The organism is Paenibacillus sp. DMB5 (assembly GCF_001517085.1).
GTDB lineage: Bacteria > Bacillota > Bacilli > Paenibacillales > Paenibacillaceae > Paenibacillus_AQ.
In genome coordinates this window covers 83,868-103,190 of record NZ_LRAC01000172.1, presented here as the reverse complement: position 1 = coordinate 103,190, position 19,323 = coordinate 83,868, and the positions used below count along the sequence as shown (strand labels likewise).

Here is a 19,323-nt window from a genome sequence, read left to right as displayed (position 1 = left end):
ATTATAAGGAGAGAACCAGAATGAAATCTTTATCTGTCTTTTTCAAGGACCTGGGTGCGGCACTGAAGAATCCGAAGGTGCTGATTCCCATGTTTGTCGTCCTGTTCATTCCCGTGCTGTACAGCGGATTATTCCTCAAGGCTTTCTGGGACCCGTACGGTAAGATGAACGAGCTGCCGGTGGCTGTTGTCAATGAGGATAAGGGCGCCGAGTACGAGGGCTCCCAGCTTACCGCCGGCAGTGATCTGGTGGAGGAGCTTAAAAAGACCGACGGGTTCAAATGGCATTTCGTAACCCGTGCCGAGGCGGAAGCGGGTCTGGACGATAATACGTACTATATGGCTATTATCGTTCCTGAGGATTTTTCCGCGAACGCGACGACGCTGCTGGAAGCAGATCCGCAGCCGGCCAAAATTATCTATGAGCCGAATGAAGGCTATAACTTCCTTGCCGGCCAGATCGGCGGGACTGCAGTAAAGGATATCAAGACCAAGGTATCCGCCAAAATTACTGAAGCTTATACGACTTCCGTGTTCGATAAAATTACGGAAATCGCCGATGGGCTCGGCGATGCCGGAGACGGTGCAACGAAAATTGCCGACGGCGCAGCCAAACTGGATGACGGTGCGCTCAAGCTGAAGGATAATCTGCTTGTGCTGACTGAAGGCACGGGCAAGCTGGTAGAAGGTGTAGCTCCGCTGACAGAAGGCGTAACCGCCTTGAATACAGGGGCCGCAGCGCTGGAGAGCGGCAGCAGCACCCTGGCAGGCGGACTTGAGCAATTGTCCGCTGCACACAAGAAGCTGCAGGCCGGCGTTGCCCAGACTGCAGACGGCAGCAAGCAGCTCAGCGCCGGACTGAAGAAGTCAGAAGCCGGAGCCAAGGCATTACAGGCCGGCACACAGTCGGCCGTGGACGGGACAGCGAAGCTTGCGGCCGGCACGCAGTCCGTAGTGGACGGCAGCGCGAAGCTTGCGGCCGGACTGACGGACGCAAATGAAGGCAGTGCGAAGCTGGAAGCCGGTCTTCAGGCTTCCAAGGAGGGCAGCGCGAAGGTTAGCGCCGCTGCCAAGGCTGTATCAGACGGCCTGCAGCAGCTGGCCAAGTCGAACCCGCAGCTTGCTGCAAGTGCAGATGTGCAGAAGCTGCTGGCCGCAAGCGCCGCTGTAGCCGAAGGCACAGCGCAGCTCGATCAGAGCCAGCAGCAGCTGCTGGCTGGCGCAACTTCGCTGCACAGCGGCCACGGGCAGCTGGTGCAGGGCGCGAACCAGCTGCAGGCGGGAACGCAGCAGCTGGACGCGGGGGTTGCCCAGCTGCATGAAGGTGCGCAGCAGCTGAATGCAGGCAGCACGCAGCTGCTGGCCGGGCAGCAGCAGCTCGTGGCCGGCGCAGCGAAGCTGGAAACCGGCGGCGGCACATTGTCCGCCGGGATGCAGCAGTTCGGCGCGAAGCTGGACGAAGCAGCCGCAGGCGGAGCGAAGCTGGCTGACGGCGGCAAGGCGCTGGAAGCCGGCACCTCCAAGCTGCTTGCAGGCGCAGGCCAGCTGAGCAGCGGCCTGAACTCCGTAGCGGACGGCTCGAAGAAGCTCAGCGACGGTGCGGGCCAGTTGAAGGACGGCCTCGACGAGCTGAAGTCCGGTTCCGGTGAGCTCGCCTCCAAGCTTGGAGATGCCGCTTCCCAGACCAGCACAGTGAACAAGACGGACGCTCTGGTGTCCATGTTCGCACAGCCTGTGCAGATTGAAGAAGTGAAGGTCAGCGCAGTACCGAATTACGGCACAGGCTTTGCCCCTTACTTCCTGTCACTCGGATTGTTTGTAGGCGCGCTGATCTGCACACTGGTCATTCCGATGAGCAGCTCCGAAGTTCCAGGTGCCAGCCGGTTCAACCGGTTCATCAGCCGTACGCTGACCTTCTCGATGATGAGTGTGCTCCAGTCGCTGATGGCGGCAATGATTGTACTGTACGGCCTTGGCCTTGAGGTACAGAATGTGGCCTTGTTCTACGCGTTCACCTTTATTACCAGTATTTCGTTCATGTGGATGATCCAGGCGATTGTAACCTGGCTGGATCAGCCTGGACGTTTTGTAGTGATTGTGATTCTGATCTTCCAGCTGACAACCAGCGCAGGAACCTTCCCGCTGGAGCTGATTCCGGGCTGGATGAAATTCTTTAATCCGCTGCTTCCGATGACCTACAGTGTCCGCGGGTTCAAGGCAGCCATTTCCACCGGCAATTACGGTGTGATGTGGAGTGATGCGGGAGTGCTGGCCATTTATGGGATTGTATTCCTGGCCCTTACGTTTACGTACTTCATGACCCGTGAGCAGGAGAATGAAATTTCTGTAAAAGGTGAACAAGTTTTGACTGTATAATCACATTATCTGAAAATGGCTGATATGAACAAAGGGCGTCCTTGCGGGGGCGCCCTTGTGTTTTTTATATGCGGAAAAGTCCATAAAAAAGAGTACATAGTGAAAAAGAAAACCCTCTGAAGCGTTTTCATTGGATAAGGACTTATACATCGGTTATGCATAAATATGCATGATAAAGTTTTTTTACACTTTCGCTCAGTAAAGCTGTACCGTAAAAACAAATGTTAATCAAACTCATAAAAAACTTTAAATTGCGCTCATGTCAGGTCGATGATAAACTTATATAACCAATCTGGCTTGAATAAATATTAAGTATTTCTTTGTAACATTTTCCTGAGAATCAAGGTACTACTTTAGAATAGAAAGGTTGCGTATGATGAGACACACTGAACTGCCCAACAAACAAGGTCTTTATGATCCCCAGTTCGAAAAAGATGCATGCGGCATGGGCTTTGTTGCCCATATTAAAGGTAAACCTTCCCATGATATCGTAAGCAACGCTTTGACCATGCTCTTTAATATGGAGCATCGCGGCGGACAGGGAAGCGAGCCGAACTCCGGTGACGGAGCCGGCATTATGCTGCAAATTCCGCACCGTTTCTTTGCCGGTGAAGCCAGAAAGCTTGGCTTTGAGCTGCCGGAACAGGGCCAATATGGCGTGGGCATGATCTTTTTGTCTCATAACGAGGAGATCCGCACCCGTCATGAAGCTCTGTTAAGCGAGATTATTGCTGAAGAAGGCCAGACAGTGCTGGGATACCGTGATGTTCCCACCTATGATGAAATGCTGGGCAAAACCGCTAAGGCTGCCAAGCCTTATGTACGCCAGGTGTTTATCGGCCGTTCCGAAGGCCTTGCTGATGAGCTGGCCTTTGAACGCAAGCTGTTTGTAATCCGCAAGCGTGCAGAGCTCGCTATCCGCTACGGCGGTGTTGAAGAGGCTGAATCCTTTTATATGCCAAGCATGTCCTGCCGCAAGATCGTATACAAAGGCATGCTGACAACCGAGCAGGTAGGCCAGTTCTACCTGGATCTGCAGAATGAAGAGCTGGAGTCGGCAATTGCCCTCGTTCACTCCCGTTTCAGCACGAATACGTTCCCGAGCTGGGAGCGTGCCCACCCGTACCGCTTCATGATCCACAACGGTGAGATTAATACGCTGCGGGGGAATGTGAACTGGATGCATGCCCGCCAGTCCTTGTTCAAGAGTGAAGTATTCGGGGAATCCCTCGGCAAAATCAAGCCGATTGTCAATCCTGACGGTTCGGATACCGCTATGTTCGATAACACCTTTGAATTCCTCTATCTCAGCGGACGCTCCCTGCCGCATGTAGCCATGATGATGGTTCCTGAGCCTTGGAGCAACCATGAGACTATGAGCGAAGAGAAGAAGGCATTCTACGAGTATCACAGCACGCTGATGGAGCCGTGGGACGGGCCGGCCGCAATGGGCTTTACCGACGGTGTGCAAATAGGTGCGATGCTTGACCGCAACGGTCTGCGTCCTGCGCGTTATTATGTAACCAAAGACGATATGATTATTCTGTCCTCGGAAGCGGGAGTGCTTGATATTCCGGCAGAGGATGTATTATACAAAGACCGGCTGAGACCGGGACGTATGCTGCTGGTTGACACGAAGCAGGGCCGGATTATCTCGGATGAGGAAGTAAAAGCCCAAATCGCCTCCGAGCAGCCTTACCGCCAGTGGCTCGATGAGCACCTGATCGGTCTGGATCAGCTTCCTGAAGCGCCTGAGCTGCCGAATCCTAAGCATGACAATGTGCAGCAGCTGCAGCAGTCGTTCGGCTATACCTTTGAAGATCTGCGCAAGGTGCTTGAGCCTATGGCCTCCACCGGCGCCGAAGCCGTCGGCTCGATGGGCTATGATGCCCCGCTGGCTGTGCTCTCGGACCGTCCGCAGCGTCTCTACAACTACTTTAAACAAATGTTCGCTCAGGTAACCAATCCGCCGATTGATGCCATCCGTGAGGAGCTGGTTACGTCTACAGCTACCACAATCGGTCCGGAACGCAACCTGCTGAAGCCTGAACCGGAGAGCTGCCGGCAGATCTCCCTGGAGTCGCCGATCCTCTCAAATGAGGATTTCGCCAAGATCCGCCACGTCCGCCGTGCCGGCTTCAAGTCGATGTCGATTCCGATTCTGTTCCCGGCTGAGCTTGGAGCGGAAGGCATGCGCATCGCGCTTGAGCGCATGAATGAAGCGGCTGACCGTGTAATGGCCAAAGGCCACAATATCCTTATCCTGTCTGACCGCGGCGTAGACCGTGAGAATGCAGCCATTCCGGCGCTGCTGGCTGTATCCAGCCTGCATCACCATCTGATCCGCTCCGGATCGCGGACCAAAGTCAGCATTCTGCTGGAGTCCGGCGAACCGCGTGAAGTGCATCATTACGCGCTGCTGCTCGGTTACGGCGTGAGTGCAGTCAATCCTTATCTTGCTTTTGAGAGTCTGGACGATATGATCGGCCAGGGTCTGCTGCGCGGCATCTCGCATGAGAAGGCTGTTAAGAACTACATTAAGGCTGCGACTAAGAGCGTAGTTAAAATATTGTCCAAAATGGGGATCTCCACGATTCAGTCGTACCGCGGCGCACAGATTTTTGAAGCGGTCGGCCTGAGCACAGAGTTCGTGGACCGTTACTTCACCTGGACACCTTCCCGCATCGGCGGTATCGGCCTTGCGGAAGTGGCGGCTGAAGCCCTGATGCACCACAACCGCGCATTCACTGATAAGGACGGCAACGACAAGGTGCTCGATTCCGGCGGTGATTATCAATGGCGCAGTGACGGGGAAGATCATTTGTTCAACCCGCAGACCATTCATCTGCTGCAGCATTCTGTACGAAGCGGTGACTACGCGCTGTATAAGAAATATGCCGCGCTTGTTCAAGGGGAGAGCAAGAAGCACCAGACGATCCGCTCCATGCTGGAATTCAAATCCGTGAACCAGCCGGTTCCGCTGGATGAGGTTGAACCGGCAGAATCGATCATGAAACGCTTTAAGACCGGAGCAATGTCATTCGGCTCCATCAGTAAGGAAGCCCATGAGACGCTGGCGATTGCAATGAACCGCATCGGCGGAAAGAGCAACACCGGTGAGGGCGGGGAAGATCCGGCCCGCTTCATTCCTGACGCTAACGGCGATTCCCGCCGCAGTGCAATCAAACAAGTGGCATCGGGACGTTTCGGGGTAACCTCGAACTATCTGGTGAACGCCGATGAGATCCAGATCAAGATGGCACAGGGAGCGAAGCCTGGTGAAGGCGGACAGCTTCCGGGCCGCAAGGTTTATCCTTGGGTAGCGGAAGTGCGCGGCTCTACAGCAGGCGTAGGCCTGATCTCGCCGCCGCCGCATCATGACATCTACTCAATCGAGGATCTGGCAGAGCTGATCTATGATCTGAAGAACGCTAATCCGCGGGCCAGCATTAACGTGAAGCTGGTGTCTGAGGTTGGTGTCGGAACGATTGCTGCCGGCGTAGCCAAAGGCCGTGCCGACATTATCCTGATCAGCGGTTATGACGGCGGTACCGGGGCTTCCCCGATGAACTCGATCCGCCATGCCGGTCTGCCGTGGGAGCTCGGCCTTGCCGAGACTCACCAGACGCTTATGCTGAACAATCTGCGTGACCGTGTTGTACTTGAAACTGACGGCAAAATGCTCAGCGGGCGCGACCTTGCGGTAGCTGTACTGCTGGGAGCCGAAGAATACGGATTTGCAACCGCGCCGCTCGTAGCGGTAGGCTGTATCATGATGCGCGTCTGCCAGATGGACACCTGTCCGGTCGGCGTTGCTACCCAGAATCCGGATCTGCGCAAAAACTTTACCGGCGATCCGCAGCATGTCGTTAACTTCATGACCTTTGTGGCTCAGGATCTGCGCGAGATTATGGCAGAGCTTGGATTCCGGACCATTGAAGAGATGGTTGGACGTACGGATTGCCTGGATGCTGTCCATGCTGATTACCACTGGAAGAAGAAGGGTGTCGATCTGAGCGGCCTGCTGCATACGCCGGAACTGCCGGAAGGAAGCACCCGCTTCCGCAGCAAGTTCCAGAACCACGGCCTGGAAGAAACGATTGATGTATCGAAGCTGCTCGATCTGGCGGCTCCGGCACTGGAATCCGGCCAGCCGGTGGAGGTATCCCTGCCGATTACCAACGTCAACCGTGCTGTCGGCACCATCCTGGGCAGTGAGCTGACCCGTAAATACGGGGCTGCCGGGCTGCCGGATGATACGATCCGCCTGAACTTCACCGGCTCTGCCGGACAAAGTCTTGGTGCTTTCGTACCTAAGGGGATCACGATTACGGTCGAAGGCGACTCCAATGACTATGTGGGTAAGGGGCTGTCCGGCGGCAAGCTGATCATCAAGCCGTCGCCTAAGGCTACCTTTGCCGCCGAAGATAACATCATTATCGGAAACACGGCGCTCTACGGGGCAACCGGCGGAGAAGCGTACATCAACGGTATTGCCGGCGAACGTTTCGCGGTCCGCAACTCCGGTGCGAATGTAGTCGTAGAAGGCGTGGGTGACCACGGCTGTGAGTATATGACCGGCGGCCGCGTAGCCGTGCTGGGTGCAACCGGCCGCAACTTCGCGGCAGGGATGTCCGGCGGTATCGCCTATGTCTACGATCCGGAGAACAGCTTCATCAAACGCTGTAATCTGGAAATGGTCCTGCTGGAGCGGGTTGAAGAAGCTGAGGAAGCAGCTGAGCTGCACAAGCTGATCAGCCGTCATGCCGAGCTTACAGGCAGTGCTGCCGCAGGCCGGATTCTGGACTCCTGGGAAGCGTCGCTGCCTAAGTTCGTCCGCGTCATTCCGAAGGATTACAAACGGATGCTGGAGCAGATCCGCAAGGTTGAGCAGACCGGCCTGACCGGCGAAGCTGCCCTAATGGCTGCTTTTGAAGCCAATATGCGTGAGCTTGCGCGTGTTGGAGGCTAAATCATCATAGCCGTGTCTTTTTGACCGGCTTAATGGAATAATGAGAAAAGGGCTGTATTCTTCCGCTTGGCGAAGGATACGGCCCTTTCTCATATGTACCGGAATAGTTGTTGCCATCCCACTATCCTAAGCATGATAGATTGCTAATAATGGATTACCTACAATAAAGCAGGCTTGTCTGCTCAGTCCCAAATGCAGGAACATCCTCAAAGTAACCAGAGTGAGCCGCAATAGAGGGGAAAATCCCATTATTTCTGTTGAACATTGTCCTATTTAAAGATTGGCGGCGGTTAATTCGGGCTTATAGGTAGAGGGGGGCGCATGGAGCGACATTCTTCTTATAATTTTCTATATATGCAGGGTTACCGTCCTATTAAACCGTCTATTAGTTAGTTAACTCTTCCTTTTTCCCTGGTTTTCAGGAAAAAGGCAGGATGTGGTAAAATGGAAAATATATAAAATGAAATGGCTATATAGATTTAACTGGGAATTTTATGTTAAAGGAAGAGTGACGGAGGGGAATTTTGGAACTGGAGGAGCGTAGCGACCGCCTGAAAGCTTTTCGCAGAAAAGCTCGCTACGGAAGCATAGGCAGTCTGCGGATTTCAACCGTTAAGAACGGTATAAATAAAGAAATCTGCAGAAGGGCAGCGGCCGGAAGTCCAAATATTCTCTGGAGTCACGGCTAATCCTAATACAGGATATTTCTTTGTTCAATCTAAAATTATTTCATTTTATAAACGAAAGAAAGGAAGTGAAGGAATGCCACTTACGGCAGAATCAGCGAATAAGCCTGTAGCCAGCCTGATGGGGGTGACCAAAAAAATCGGCTCCAAAACACTGGTAAGTGATCTGACGCTGGATATTCCGCCCGGACAAATCTTCGGGTTCCTTGGGCCCAATGGCGCCGGGAAAACAACTACGATCCGCATGATGGTCGGTCTGATCTCGATCAGCCGCGGCGATATTCTGATCTGCGGACGCAGCATCAAGGATCATTTTGAAGAGGCTGTGGCCAATGTCGGCGCAATTGTGGAGAATCCGGAAATGTACAAGTTCCTGAGCGGGTACCAGAATCTGCGCCAGTATGCCCGGATGATTCCCGGTGTTACGAAGCAGCGGATTGATGAGGTTGTGCAGCTGGTCGGGCTTGGCCAGAGAATTAATGACAAAGTCAAAACCTACTCGCTTGGCATGCGCCAGCGGCTGGGTGTGGCCCAGGCCCTGCTGCACCGGCCGAAGCTGCTGATCCTGGATGAGCCGACGAATGGTCTTGACCCCCAGGGCATCCGGGAGCTGCGCGATTATTTGCGGCGGCTGTGCCAGGAGGAGGGTACGACCGTATTTGTCTCCAGCCACCTGCTGTCCGAGATGGAGCTGATGTGTGACAGCGTGGCCATTATCCAGAACGGCCGGCTGATTGATGTCAAGCAGCTGAAAGCAGTGGGGGACGCTGTATTGCCGGTCACGGAAACGCTGTTTGAGGTTGATGATCCTGAGGGTGCGCTGGCCGTGCTGGGACAAGGCGTGTTAAAAAACGGGGGGATCTCCGTGGAGGCCGGACGTGAGGACATTGCTGAGCTGAATGCAAAACTTGTGGCGGCAGGCTTCAAAGTATATAGCATCAGGGCGCTGTCACGGTCACTTGAAGATCAATTCCTGGAGATTACCGGAGGTGAAGGCATTGGGTGAGTTCGCAGCTCTCATACATAATGAGAACATCAAGATTTACAGCCGGGTCCGCACATGGGTTATGCTGGTTATCTTGGGACTCATGAGTGCGCTGTTTCCGGCACTGATTTATTTTACAAGCAGTTCTGACCCGGTTGGAGTGTGGGATAATTTTCAGCTGACGGTAACAATCTCCTTCTTTTTGAATACCATCTTTACGGTGGTGATCGCTTCTGATGCTGTGGCCGGTGAATTTTCCTGGGGAACCATCAAGCTGCTGCTGATCCGTCCGTGGAGCCGCTCCAAAATTCTGCTCTCGAAATACATTTCGATGATCCTGTTCAGCTTGCTCAGCACCGCTGTGCTGGTTGCTTTCGGATATGCGTCATCGCTCATTTTCTCCGGGCAGGATACCTCTGATGTAACCAATCTGATGTCCTGGACCCCGGCGGAATACTCGTTCATGGATTTGTTCTGCCGCTACATTGAGCTGTTCCTGACAGCAGCCCTTGCCTTTATGGTCTCCAGTGTCTTCCGCGCAAGCGGGCTGGCGATCGGACTGTCGCTGTTTATCATGTTCACCAAAATATTTTGTCCAGATTTTTAATCCTGAACGCTTCGAGTGGGCCAAGTATCTGATCTTTACCCATATGGACCTGCGGGGCTATTTGCTCAGCGATACAGGTCCGGGAGGGGTCAGCCTTGGCTTCTCGGTTGCAGTGCTGGCTGCGTACTATGTGCTGTTCCTGGCCGTTTCCTGGCTTGTCTTCAGTAAAAGGGATGTAGCTGCTTAAACAGGTCATCTGATGTAATAAAAGTGAGGCTAAGCGGGCACTGCCCGCTTAGCCTGCTTCGCGTTTGCCCTGCTGCTTGGACCCGCGCTTGCCTGCTTTGTCCGTGTTTTCCGCCCCGGCGGAAGCATCTGACAGCAAGGCTGCAGGTTGTTCGGCTGTAGCGATTGAGCCGTTCAGCACACTGCCTTCCATAATGCTCAGCGTGCCCGCCAGAATGTTGCCGTGCAGCTGACCAGTGCCTGTCATGGTGAGCCGCTGATCCGCTGTGACGTCACCGTACACTTTTCCGGCGATGATGATTTCTCTTGCCTTGATTGAGGACCGTACGGTTCCCTGTTCGCCGATTGTAACAGTGCCCTGACACTGGATTTCTCCGCTGAAGTTCCCCTCAATCCGCAGATTCGTATCACACTGCACCTTGCCCTCCAGATTGCCCCCGTGGCCGATCAGCGAATCCGTCGGCCTGAACGGCGCAGCCTGCTTACGTTTATTCCACATGTATACCCGCCTCTCATCCATGTTCTATGGTTTGACATAACCCAAAGGGTTGACCGCTTTATTCTGCTTGATAACCTGAAAATGTAAATGTGGCCCCGTGCTGCGCCCGGTATTGCCGAGGGTGCCGATTTGCTCGCCTTTGCCGACCTTGTCACCGGCGGAGACGGTCATGCTGTTCAGATGCATGTACCAGGTTTCGAGACCGTTTGCATGCTTGATAATAATGTATTTGCCTCTTGCGCCCATTTGATCCGATGCTGTAACCTCACCTTCCATGGCCGCATAGATGGGGTCTCCGATACTGCCGGCAATATCGATGCCCGAGTGATAGGCGGAGATTCTCTTAAAGGGATCGGAACGGTAGCCGAAGCTGGAGGTAATGATCTTGGAACGGGTAGGCCAGATAACGGCCGGTGCCAGACGTGCCTTCTCAGCGAGGGCCTGGCTGGCCTTAAGCTGGGCCTCTGTATCCCGGACCTCTTTGGCTTCTGTAATGGTGGCGGACAGGCTGGCGAGCATCTCATCCAGCAGGCTGCGGATTTCTTCGTAGTCATCCCGTGCCTCCTGTACCATTCCCAGGGGATCATCCTGATAGACAGCGATATATTCTCCGCCTACCTGCGGAGTTACCGTGCTGCTGATCGCGCCTGAGATGGCTCCGAGACGGAAGCTGATGGCCGGCAGGGAGGCAAGGGCGGCGGCAGGACTTACCTGCGGTCCTGTATTTAAGGCAGCTGTTCTGGAGCCTGCGGATGGGCCTGCTGCAGTAGCCGCAAATGCATTTCCGGAAGCGGATACCGGGGGAATCCCTGAGATAGAGGCAGAGTCCATATCTGCGTCTGAATCTGTACCGGTTGCTTCCTCAGTATCAATCAGCGACTGCAGCTCTGCTTCAAGCTCACTTACACTTTTGAGCTTGTCTTTGATTACCTCGGCTTCTTCGGACAGCTCCGTTACCTGGCTGCGGAGCTGCTGCAGCGTCTGATCCTTGTCGGCCACCTTCATCTCCATCCGGAGATTGGCCAGCGACAAGGAGGCGGCCTCCGCCTCCAGCTCGGCAATGGAACGCGAGGCATGAAAATGCATCGAGGTGACCAGACTGGAAATGGAAAGGGCAGCCGCAGCCGGCAGGGCCAGGGCCAGAGGCTTGGACAGCTGCAGTTGTCTGACCGGACGTCCGGCTTCGCGGACAACGAGCAGGGTAATCCGGTTATCCTTATGCTGGGGTTTCATAGCTTCTCCTTTCTGCGGCTGCGCAGCCGCCTTGTACTTGGCTGTGAATCCGTAAATCCTGCAATCCTGGGGCTCATCCGATTTGTCCTATTACTCTATGTATTCAGCCCTTTGGATGAACATGACAACGGTTTGCCTGAATAAAGAGGAAGAGTTCCGGCAAAACCTGTACTAGAATCAGCCTGTCCAGAGCAGCGGATCAGAGGTTGCCGGCTGGTGTTTATTGAGATTGCGGAGGTGACGGCTTGACCATTATTGCACTCTTACTGGCTCTCTTTATACTGCAGATTGCAGCCATCATGCTGTTCGAATACCGCCGTCCCCAAAGGGCTATGGCCTGGATATTTCTCAGCTTCTGCTGCCCTCCGGCAGGTCTTGCGTTCTATTATTTTCTCGGGCGTGATTACTGGCAGAGCCGCAGAATAGGCAGGCGCTGTACGCCGGCGCGCCGTAGTGAAATCCGCACACATGTCTGCAGTAAAATCAGGATAATTAAAAAAACGGAGGAATGCGGAAATCCCAAATTTGCCGGCCGGGGCAGCCTGCTTCGTCTGCTCTCCGGGCTGTCCGATATGAAGATTACCGGACGTAACCGATGCCGGATCCTGCCCAACGCCGGAGCTGCCTATGAGGCTATGCTGGAGGCGATGGAAAGTGCGCGGGAGCATATCCACCTGGAATTTTATATTTTCCGCGATGATGAGATTGGCGAACGGTTTCAGGATGTCATGGTCCGCAAGGCCCGCCAGGGGGTGAAGGTCCGTCTTTTATGCGATGGCCTGGGCAGTCATGCGCTGGGTAAGAGGTTCATCCGGACGCTGAAAAATGCCGGTGTAGAGGTTCATTTCTTCCTGCCGCCGCTGGTGTCGCTGCTGGAACGGCGGTTCAATTACCGGAATCACCGCAAAATTATGGTTGTCGACGGGCTGGTAGGGTTTACGGGCGGAATGAATGTCGGAGATGACTATTTGGGCAAAGACCCCAAAATGGGCAACTGGCGCGACACGCATTTAAGGCTGGAGGGAGATGCGGTATATGATCTGCAGTATGTGTTCCTGAAGGACTGGAAGCTGGCCGCAGGAGACTGGCTCAGCCATCCGCGTTTTTTTCCGGAGCATCATTGCAGCGGGGAGGAAGCTGTGCTGATCGTGGCCAGCGGGCCGGACGGCGCGGTGGATGGGTCCCAGGAGATGTTTTTTGGCGCTCTTACGGCGGCCAGAAAGCGTATCTGGATCACCTCGCCCTACTTCATACCAGATCCGCCGATTTGCCGGGCACTGAAAAATGCGGTGCTGAGCGGAGTGGATGTGCGGATCATCATTCCGGCCAAGCCGGACAACAAGCTTGTCTATGCTGCCTCCTTATCCTATCTGGAAAATCTTCAGGATGCCGGGGTGAAATTTTACCGATATACTGCGGGCTTCATGCATGCCAAGGTCATGATTGTGGATGATCTGCTGGCGACGGCCGGCAGTGCCAATCTGGATATGCGCAGCTTTTATTCCAATTTCGAGCTTACTGCGGTACTGCTGGCCCCGGATATGGTTGTCCGGCTTGCCGCCGCTTTTGAAAAAGACCAGAAGCACAGCGAGTTTATTGACCCTGACAAATTCATGAAGCGGGACAGAAATGTCAAGTTGATTCAAGGTCTTTGTCAGCTGTTATCTCCGCTTTTATGACCAAAAATAGGACTAAACCTTAACTTTTCTAAGGCGCGAATATGTTCCATACCTTATTTGGCCGTCTTTTGTGATATAATATAAGTACGAGAAGAAATATAAGAAAGTATAGCTCAACCTTATGCTTTCAGTTATTCTTTGGACACTTATTTATAGGGGGAGTTCTATGACTGTGAGCCAGCAAATCTTTACGAATGAGGATCAGAAAAAGCCTCAGAAAGCATCCTTGAAGACCGCCAGACTGCGGTTCGCCCAACGGGTGGTTATGATGGTGCTGGGTGCATCGATGATGTCGGTGGCCCTGGAAATTTTTCTGGTTCCCAATGAGTTGATTGACGGCGGAATAACCGGTATTTCCATTATGCTATCCCATATTTTTCATATTCCTCTCGGTATTTTGCTGACCCTGCTCAACCTGCCGTTCCTGATAATCGGCTACAAGCAGATCGGCAAGACCTTTGCCTTATCCACTTTATTTGCAGTCGTTGTCATGTCGATCGGTACTCAGCTGCTGCATCCGGTCAATCCGATAACCGTTGAGCCGCTGCTGGCAGCCGTGTTCGGCGGGGTTATACTGGGCGTCGGGGTCGGGCTCGTTGTCAGATACGGGGGATCGCTTGACGGTACGGAGATAGTGGCCATTCTGGTTGCGAAGAAGCTGCCATTCTCTGTCGGAGAAGTAGTCATGTTCTTCAACTTCTTTATCCTTTCCGGAGCGGGCTTTGTGTTCGGCTGGAATAATGCGATGTTTTCCCTGATTGCCTATTATATTGCCTTCAAGATGATTGATGTAACACTCGAAGGTCTGGACCAGTCGAAATCGGTCTGGATTATCAGCGACAAGTTCCGTGATATCGGGGAAGCGCTGACGGAGCGTCTCGGGCGTGGTGTGACGTATCTGGATGGCGAAGGCGGTTTTTCCGGTGAAAATAAAAAGGTGATTTTTGTAGTTATTACTCGTCTGGAAGAAGCAAAGCTCAAATCCATTGTAGAAGACTGGGATTCTGATGCATTTATTGCAATTGGCAATATCCACGATGTAAAAGGCGGCCGCTTCAAAAAGAAATCAATCCACTAGCGTGATCCGGGGGAACGGGTACGCTGTCCGAAGGAAGGTATATTTACGAAAGTCAGAGTAATCAATCCGGTGCCCGCAGCTCTTTGTACCGAATTCTCATATAGAACAATACCTTCCGTCCACAAGCTGGACGCCTGATAAGCCCGCAGCCATTATAGGCATTGCGGGCTTATTGCTGTCTGTATGCTGTTCTGCGGCTCTGCCGACCCTGCCTGATCTGCGGCTTCAAGGCAGCTTCGCAGCAATCTCGCCTACAGGCTGTGGCGCTACCTTGGCAATAAGATCACCCGTGCGGTTCAGCCGTTCTTCAATGTTCAGCAGATGATAATCAAGCGGCGATACGTTGCGGGCAACCTCTTCCCACAGCAGCGGAGTGGACACGGTTGCTCCCGGGCGTGCCCTGGGAGTATATGGGGCAGCCAGCGTTTTGCCGCCGTAGTGCTGGAGATAATCAAAATAAATCCGGTCACCGCGGTGCTTTTTCAGGCGTTCCAGCGTGAACAGGTCGGGACGCTTCTCAGTCACATAACGCCCGATGAAGTGTCCGGTCTTGCGCAGCTCTTCAAAGGTAATACCCTGCTGCACCGGAACAATGATCTGAACCCCTGTAGCCCCTGAAGTTTTGGGAACTGAAGCAAGCCCCAGTGATTTGAGCACATCGCCGACGAGAGCAGCAGCCTCCATAATACGCGGCTCCACTTCAAGGGAAGGATCGAGGTCAATCATCCACTCACAGGGCAGGCTGCTTCCGGCGTAATGCAGCGAAGGATGAAACTCCAGCGCGGCCAGATTCCCCAGCCATAACAGCTCCGGCAAGCCATGCAGAACAATATATTCGATCCCGTCCTGCACAGCTGTTTTTACAAATTCAGGCCGCGGCTGCGGGGCGTTTTTCTGGTAAAAGGACATCCCGGGCACGCCGTGGGGGTACCTTATCACCGTCAGCAGCCGGTTTCTGCAGTAGCTGAGCAGGTAAGGCGAAAGGGCGGCCAGCTTTTGCAGATAAATCCGCTTCGTTATACCCATCTCCGGCCAAAGCGGCTTCTCCGGATTCGTAACGGTAAGCTCCTGTCCGTCAATGGTAATCGTGCCTTTAAGGGTTGCCGGCATACAGATTCACCTCCTGTAAAATAGTGCTCAGCCTCTCTGCTCAAGGCGCAGGACTCAGCCGGCAAATCTACCTGTGCCTGGATGACCGGCTGGCGCAGCGTTCCGGATGGGTTCCACTCCAGAAAATGCAGCTTGAACACCAGGCTCGGACTGATCCATACCGCATCCTTGCTGCGCTCCGGCATGGCTGCAAAAGGCGATGCAGGTATAGTCAGGTTATGGGCCTGGGCGGTCAGATTACGCCAGTCCATGGCGGTCATTCTGCCGGCCCCGGCATGGCCGATGTAATGCAGCCTGCCTTCATTGTCATAAAGACCGAGCAGCAGGGCATTAACGATCCCGTCCCGGAACGTGACTCCTCCGGCTACAGCGGTTACGTCGAGGATGTTCTTACGCTTTTGCCACCGTTTGTCTTTGCCGCCCAGAGCATAGGTGCTGTCCAGGTCTTTGCAGACAATCCCCTCTAATCCTCCGCTGCTGGCAGCAGCAAACAGCTTAGCCGGATCAGTGTAGCTTGGCACATTCTGCACATGGGGATGGGGCAGCAGCATATCCTGCAGCATCTGCTGCCGCATGGACAAGGGCTGATCCAGCAGCCACTTGCCGCTGCAGTACAGCATGTCGAAGACCATATAGAGTACCGGAACCTGAGGCAGCACGGCGCGGACTGCGGCTTCGCTTCTCACGCCGTCACGGCGCATCACTTCATGAAAGGACGGTTTGCCGCCGGCCAGCGCGATAATTTCACCGTCCAGGATGAAGCTGTCTGCCCGGCAATAGCGGTCCTGCACAGTTAACTCGGGGTATTGCATTGTGCGCCGGTTGCCCCGGCGGTTAACAAGCTCTATACGGCTGCCGTCATAATAGGACAGCATGCGGACCCCGTCCCATTTAATCTGGGCAATCCACTGGCTGCCGGAGGGAAGCTGCGCAGCAAGTACCGGTTCGAACGGTGTAACAGGCTTCAATTCCATCAAACCGCCTCCTTGGGTGCCTGACCGTCCGCGTCAGGATACGGTCTCTTTGCTTTTTGAGCTGCGCCGTTTGGTCTTGGGGGCAATAACCGGAATGGGTCCGGTTGCTTCGCTGAGGACAGGAGTACCGGCTGCCGCTTCGGTGCCGCTGGCTTTGGCTGCTCTTTTCCGGGTGCCGGTGCCCGTCTTTGACTTGCCTGCAGCCGCTGCCGGAGCGGTCCCAGGATCGCTCGGGATATGCTGAACTGCCTCGATGCTGGCCTGCAGTGCGGCCATCAGGTCAATAACATTGCTCTCCTGGCGGGCTGGTGCAATGTGGAACTCCTCGCCGGAGATTTTGTGCGAGATCAGATCCAGCATCCGCTGGCGGTAATCATCGGTATACTTGCCCGGCTCAAAAGGAGTGGACAGCTGGGAGATCAGCAGCTTGGCCATTTCCAGCTCCTTGTCGCTGACAATGCCTGCTTCCGGCAGGCCCGGAACCTGGGTTACAGGCCGAACCTCATCCGGATAAAAAATCGTCTCAATGGCCAGGCAGTTCTCCAGCACCCGGATGGCTGCCAGGCTGCTTTTGGACCGGATGGAAATTTTGGCGATCCCGATTTTGCCGCTCTGGCGCATGGCCTCCATCAGCAGACGGTAGGCGTTGGTGCCGGCCTGATCGGGTGACAGGTAGTAGGTTTTTTGAAAATAAATCGGGTCAATCTCCGTCAAATCCACGAAATCCAGAATGGTGATGCTCTTGCTGCTCTCCTCGGTCAGCTGCTCCAGTTCTTCTTTGTCGAACAGGACAAACTTACCCTTTTCATATTCATAGCCCTTGCCGATCTCCTCCCACCCGACTTCCTTTTCGCATACAGGGCATTTACGGACATAGGACAACGGGCTTCCGCATTCCTTATGGATGTAACGGAGTGAAATGTCTTTATCCTCGGTTGCCGAGAACATTTTGACCGGGACGTGAACAAGGCCGAAGCTGATGGCCCCTTTCCAGACGGTATGCATGGATATCGCCTCCTGAGTTATAAGTGCTGTATAAGTGCTGTATGAGCTGAACCCCATCATGTAGTTACTGTTTAGTATGGTGTGCGGGCGCAGTTTCTACCCTGATGCATTTTTTGCGAGTCTTGGGAAAAAATAAAGCCGGGCTTGTAAAAGCTGGCCTAATGGCAGGCATATCTGTCATGTATGGAGAAAAGCGGAGGGATAAGAACCATGGGCAAGGGGCGCAAGGAATGGCTTGATGAATTATCCGAGCAGGATATTCCTGCCGAGGTTGTGGACTGGGCCGGGATTGTTGCCGATCCGGATGATACGGATTACGGTCCGGAGGCCGGATATCTCGATGCCGATGACACCATCGGCGAGCCTGAAGCGGATGAAGTGCAGGAAAATCCATTTTTTTGAGACGGTACTAATAAAAATAAAGCGTATGCTTGCGAAGGAGACTTGAATCATGGACGTAAAACGTGCGATGGATATCTATACATCCAAGGATATGATCCCCGTTCATCTGGACGGCGAATCGGTCTGGATCGAACGTGTGGATGAGGAAAATGGAATGGCAACCGTACAGGTAGGCTCACGGCCAACCAATACACATACAGTCGGTGTAGACCGGCTGGAGGAGCAGAGGAAATAACCGCAAATGATGCGGCTGTGTCGTTAACGGTTCTTCGGAAGATAATAAAGTGTTCTAACAACGCCAGAGCAGCGATGTCCTGTCACGGATAATAGCTGCTCTGTTTGTGTTGTGCTATATAACGGGCAGGGCCTTTGCAGAAGGAATGCATCTGCTGGCTGCGTTTATGAAGTGAAGCAGAGGCCGCCCATCCGGCCCAAGCTGCCGTACAGCTGACACAAGGGTTGACGGTGGCAAAAGTCTGACCCTATATTGGGGAGGTGAATTTGATGAAAAGAGATGATGAACGTGCGTCCTATTTTACTTGGCGTCTGTTCGGCGCTATTTTTTGCGGTAACTTTTGTCCTTAACCGGCGGATGGAGCTGTCGGGAGGCAGCTGGGCCTGGAGCGCCTCACTGCGTTATCTGTTTACACTTCCGTTTTTGGTGGCTATCGTTGCGGGGCGGGGCAGGCTGAAGCCGCTGCTGGCAGCGATGAAGGAGCGCCCGGGGGCCTGGCTGCTCTGGGGAACGGTCGGCTTTGGCCTGTTCTACGCACCAATCTGCTTCGCGGCTGCTTATGCGCCGGGCTGGCTGACCGCCGAACCTGGCAGATTACCATTATCTCCGGTTCCCTTCTGGCCCCGTTCTTCGGACAATGGGTTGCCGGCTCCGGAGGTTCAAGCGTCTATGAACGGGGCAGGATTCCGCTGCGCGGCCTCGGACTGTCCCTGATCATTTTGGCTGGTGTAGCGCTGCTCCAGGCCGATCATGCCCGTAAGCTTGAAGCGTCACAGGTACTGCTGGGCATAGTCCCGGTTCTGATCGCGTCCTTCGCGTATCCGCTTGGAAACCGCAAAACAATGGAGCTGTGCGGGGAGCGGCTCGACGTGTTCCAGCGTATTCTCGGCATGACACTGGCCAGCCTGCCGTTCTGGCTTATTATATCGCTTATCGGTCTGGCAGATGTGGGGCTGCCCTCAGGCCCGCAGGCCCTACAGTCTGTGATTGTCGCTTTTTCCTCAGGTGTCATTGCTACCGTCCTGTTTTTCCGGGCTACGGATATGGTCCGCAGCAGCATGAGCGGACTGGCTTCGGTGGAAGCCACCCAGTCGCTGGAGGTGCTGTTTGCGCTGATCGGGGAAATCCTGATTCTGTCTGCACCGCTGCCTTCTCTGCTGTCCTGGACTGGAATTGCGGTCATTATCGCCGGAATGGTGCTGCACAGCCTGTTTTCCGGACATAACCCGAAGAAAAAACAGGCAGAGAGAAGCAGACAGCCGCATTCAGCCTATACGGCCGGCAGCCGGGAATAGAG

Annotated in this window: 12 protein-coding genes and 2 pseudogenes; 9 read left to right on the top strand and 5 right to left on the bottom strand. The window is 54.2% G+C overall.

What is annotated here, in order from left to right:
• Positions 1-20 precede the first annotated feature (20 nt).
• The 4 genes and pseudogenes from AWJ19_RS32800 to AWJ19_RS32785 all read left to right on the top strand — a co-directional run bounded on the left by AWJ19_RS32800 (position 21) and on the right by AWJ19_RS32785 (position 9,812).
• Positions 21-2,375 (top strand): YhgE/Pip domain-containing protein, encoded by a 2,355-nt coding sequence (locus AWJ19_RS32800; RefSeq protein WP_068720713.1) that lies wholly within the window; start codon positions 21-23, stop codon positions 2,373-2,375.
• 376 nt (positions 2,376-2,751) lie between these two features.
• The gene (gltB, locus tag AWJ19_RS32795; protein WP_068720803.1) at positions 2,752-7,347 is read left to right on the top strand and encodes a glutamate synthase large subunit; all 4,596 of its coding nucleotides are present in this window, start codon (positions 2,752-2,754) and stop codon (positions 7,345-7,347) included.
• Positions 7,348-8,109: 762 nt separating this feature from the next.
• Positions 8,110-9,039 (top strand): ABC transporter ATP-binding protein, encoded by a 930-nt coding sequence (locus AWJ19_RS32790; RefSeq protein ID WP_068720715.1) that lies wholly within the window; start codon positions 8,110-8,112, stop codon positions 9,037-9,039.
• Positions 9,032-9,812 (top strand): annotated as a pseudogene (locus AWJ19_RS32785) (ABC transporter permease subunit). The gene AWJ19_RS32790 and the pseudogene AWJ19_RS32785 overlap by 8 nt, the downstream one beginning before the upstream one ends.
• Before the next feature lie 48 nt (positions 9,813-9,860).
• Here AWJ19_RS32785 and AWJ19_RS32780 read toward each other — a convergent pair.
• Together AWJ19_RS32780 and AWJ19_RS37480 are read right to left on the bottom strand one after the other, a co-directional pair.
• On the bottom strand, positions 9,861-10,310 hold the full coding sequence (locus AWJ19_RS32780) for a polymer-forming cytoskeletal protein (protein ID WP_068720717.1): 450 nt from the start codon (positions 10,308-10,310) through the stop codon (positions 9,861-9,863).
• A gap of 24 nt (positions 10,311-10,334) precedes the next feature.
• Positions 10,335-11,543, bottom strand: coding sequence for a peptidoglycan DD-metalloendopeptidase family protein (locus AWJ19_RS37480; RefSeq protein WP_068720719.1), 1,209 nt, complete (start codon positions 11,541-11,543; stop codon positions 10,335-10,337).
• Positions 11,544-11,788: 245 nt separating this feature from the next.
• Here AWJ19_RS37480 and cls point away from each other — a divergent pair, with 245 nt between their 5' ends.
• Together cls and AWJ19_RS32765 are read left to right on the top strand one after the other, a co-directional pair.
• Positions 11,789-13,222: a cardiolipin synthase gene (cls, locus tag AWJ19_RS32770; RefSeq protein ID WP_198536441.1), complete on the top strand. Its 1,434-nt coding sequence runs from the start codon at positions 11,789-11,791 to the stop codon at positions 13,220-13,222.
• Positions 13,223-13,388: 166 nt separating this feature from the next.
• Positions 13,389-14,300 (top strand): YitT family protein, encoded by a 912-nt coding sequence (locus tag AWJ19_RS32765; RefSeq protein WP_068720721.1) that lies wholly within the window; start codon positions 13,389-13,391, stop codon positions 14,298-14,300.
• Between the two features lie 225 nt (positions 14,301-14,525).
• Here AWJ19_RS32765 and ligD read toward each other — a convergent pair whose 3' ends face one another.
• The 3 genes from ligD to AWJ19_RS32750 are packed head-to-tail and all read right to left on the bottom strand — an operon-like array spanning position 14,526 to position 17,389.
• Positions 14,526-15,410, bottom strand: coding sequence for a non-homologous end-joining DNA ligase (gene ligD / locus AWJ19_RS32760; RefSeq protein WP_068720722.1), 885 nt, complete (start codon positions 15,408-15,410; stop codon positions 14,526-14,528).
• Positions 15,317-16,384 (bottom strand): DNA ligase, encoded by a 1,068-nt coding sequence (locus AWJ19_RS32755; protein WP_068720724.1) that lies wholly within the window; start codon positions 16,382-16,384, stop codon positions 15,317-15,319. The genes ligD and AWJ19_RS32755 overlap by 94 nt, the downstream gene beginning before the upstream one ends.
• 33 nt (positions 16,385-16,417) lie before the next feature.
• Positions 16,418-17,389: a Ku protein gene (locus AWJ19_RS32750; RefSeq protein WP_068720726.1), complete on the bottom strand. Its 972-nt coding sequence runs from the start codon at positions 17,387-17,389 to the stop codon at positions 16,418-16,420.
• Positions 17,390-17,599: 210 nt separating this feature from the next.
• On the opposite strand from AWJ19_RS32750, the gene AWJ19_RS32745 reads away from it, so the two are divergent.
• The 3 genes and pseudogenes from AWJ19_RS32745 (at position 17,600) to AWJ19_RS32735 (ending at position 19,321) form a co-directional block, all read left to right on the top strand.
• Positions 17,600-17,791, top strand: coding sequence for a hypothetical protein (locus AWJ19_RS32745; protein WP_068720728.1), 192 nt, complete (start codon positions 17,600-17,602; stop codon positions 17,789-17,791).
• Positions 17,792-17,840: 49 nt separating this feature from the next.
• Positions 17,841-18,026, top strand: coding sequence for an H-type small acid-soluble spore protein (locus AWJ19_RS32740; RefSeq protein WP_068720730.1), 186 nt, complete (start codon positions 17,841-17,843; stop codon positions 18,024-18,026).
• A gap of 288 nt (positions 18,027-18,314) precedes the next feature.
• A pseudogene (locus AWJ19_RS32735) lies at positions 18,315-19,321 on the top strand (multidrug resistance efflux transporter family protein).
• The last annotated feature ends 2 nt before the right edge of the window (positions 19,322-19,323 follow it).

Excerpts from the sequence above, each read along its gene's own strand:
- AWJ19_RS32800 (WP_068720713.1), top strand. The coding sequence starts at position 21 with ATGAAATCTTTATCTGTCTTTTTCAAGGACCTGGGTGCGGCACTGAAG.
- gltB (WP_068720803.1), top strand. The coding sequence starts at position 2,752 with ATGAGACACACTGAACTGCCCAACAAACAAGGTCTTTATGATCCCCAG.
- AWJ19_RS32790 (WP_068720715.1), top strand. The coding sequence starts at position 8,110 with ATGCCACTTACGGCAGAATCAGCGAATAAGCCTGTAGCCAGCCTGATG.
- AWJ19_RS32780 (WP_068720717.1), bottom strand. The coding sequence starts at position 10,310 with ATGTGGAATAAACGTAAGCAGGCTGCGCCGTTCAGGCCGACGGATTCG.
- AWJ19_RS37480 (WP_068720719.1), bottom strand. The coding sequence starts at position 11,543 with ATGAAACCCCAGCATAAGGATAACCGGATTACCCTGCTCGTTGTCCGC.
- AWJ19_RS32765 (WP_068720721.1), top strand. The coding sequence starts at position 13,389 with ATGACTGTGAGCCAGCAAATCTTTACGAATGAGGATCAGAAAAAGCCT.
- ligD (WP_068720722.1), bottom strand. The coding sequence starts at position 15,410 with ATGCCGGCAACCCTTAAAGGCACGATTACCATTGACGGACAGGAGCTT.
- AWJ19_RS32755 (WP_068720724.1), bottom strand. The coding sequence starts at position 16,384 with ATGGAATTGAAGCCTGTTACACCGTTCGAACCGGTACTTGCTGCGCAG.
- AWJ19_RS32750 (WP_068720726.1), bottom strand. The coding sequence starts at position 17,389 with ATGCATACCGTCTGGAAAGGGGCCATCAGCTTCGGCCTTGTTCACGTC.
- AWJ19_RS32745 (WP_068720728.1), top strand. The coding sequence starts at position 17,600 with ATGGGCAAGGGGCGCAAGGAATGGCTTGATGAATTATCCGAGCAGGAT.
- AWJ19_RS32740 (WP_068720730.1), top strand. The coding sequence starts at position 17,841 with ATGGACGTAAAACGTGCGATGGATATCTATACATCCAAGGATATGATC.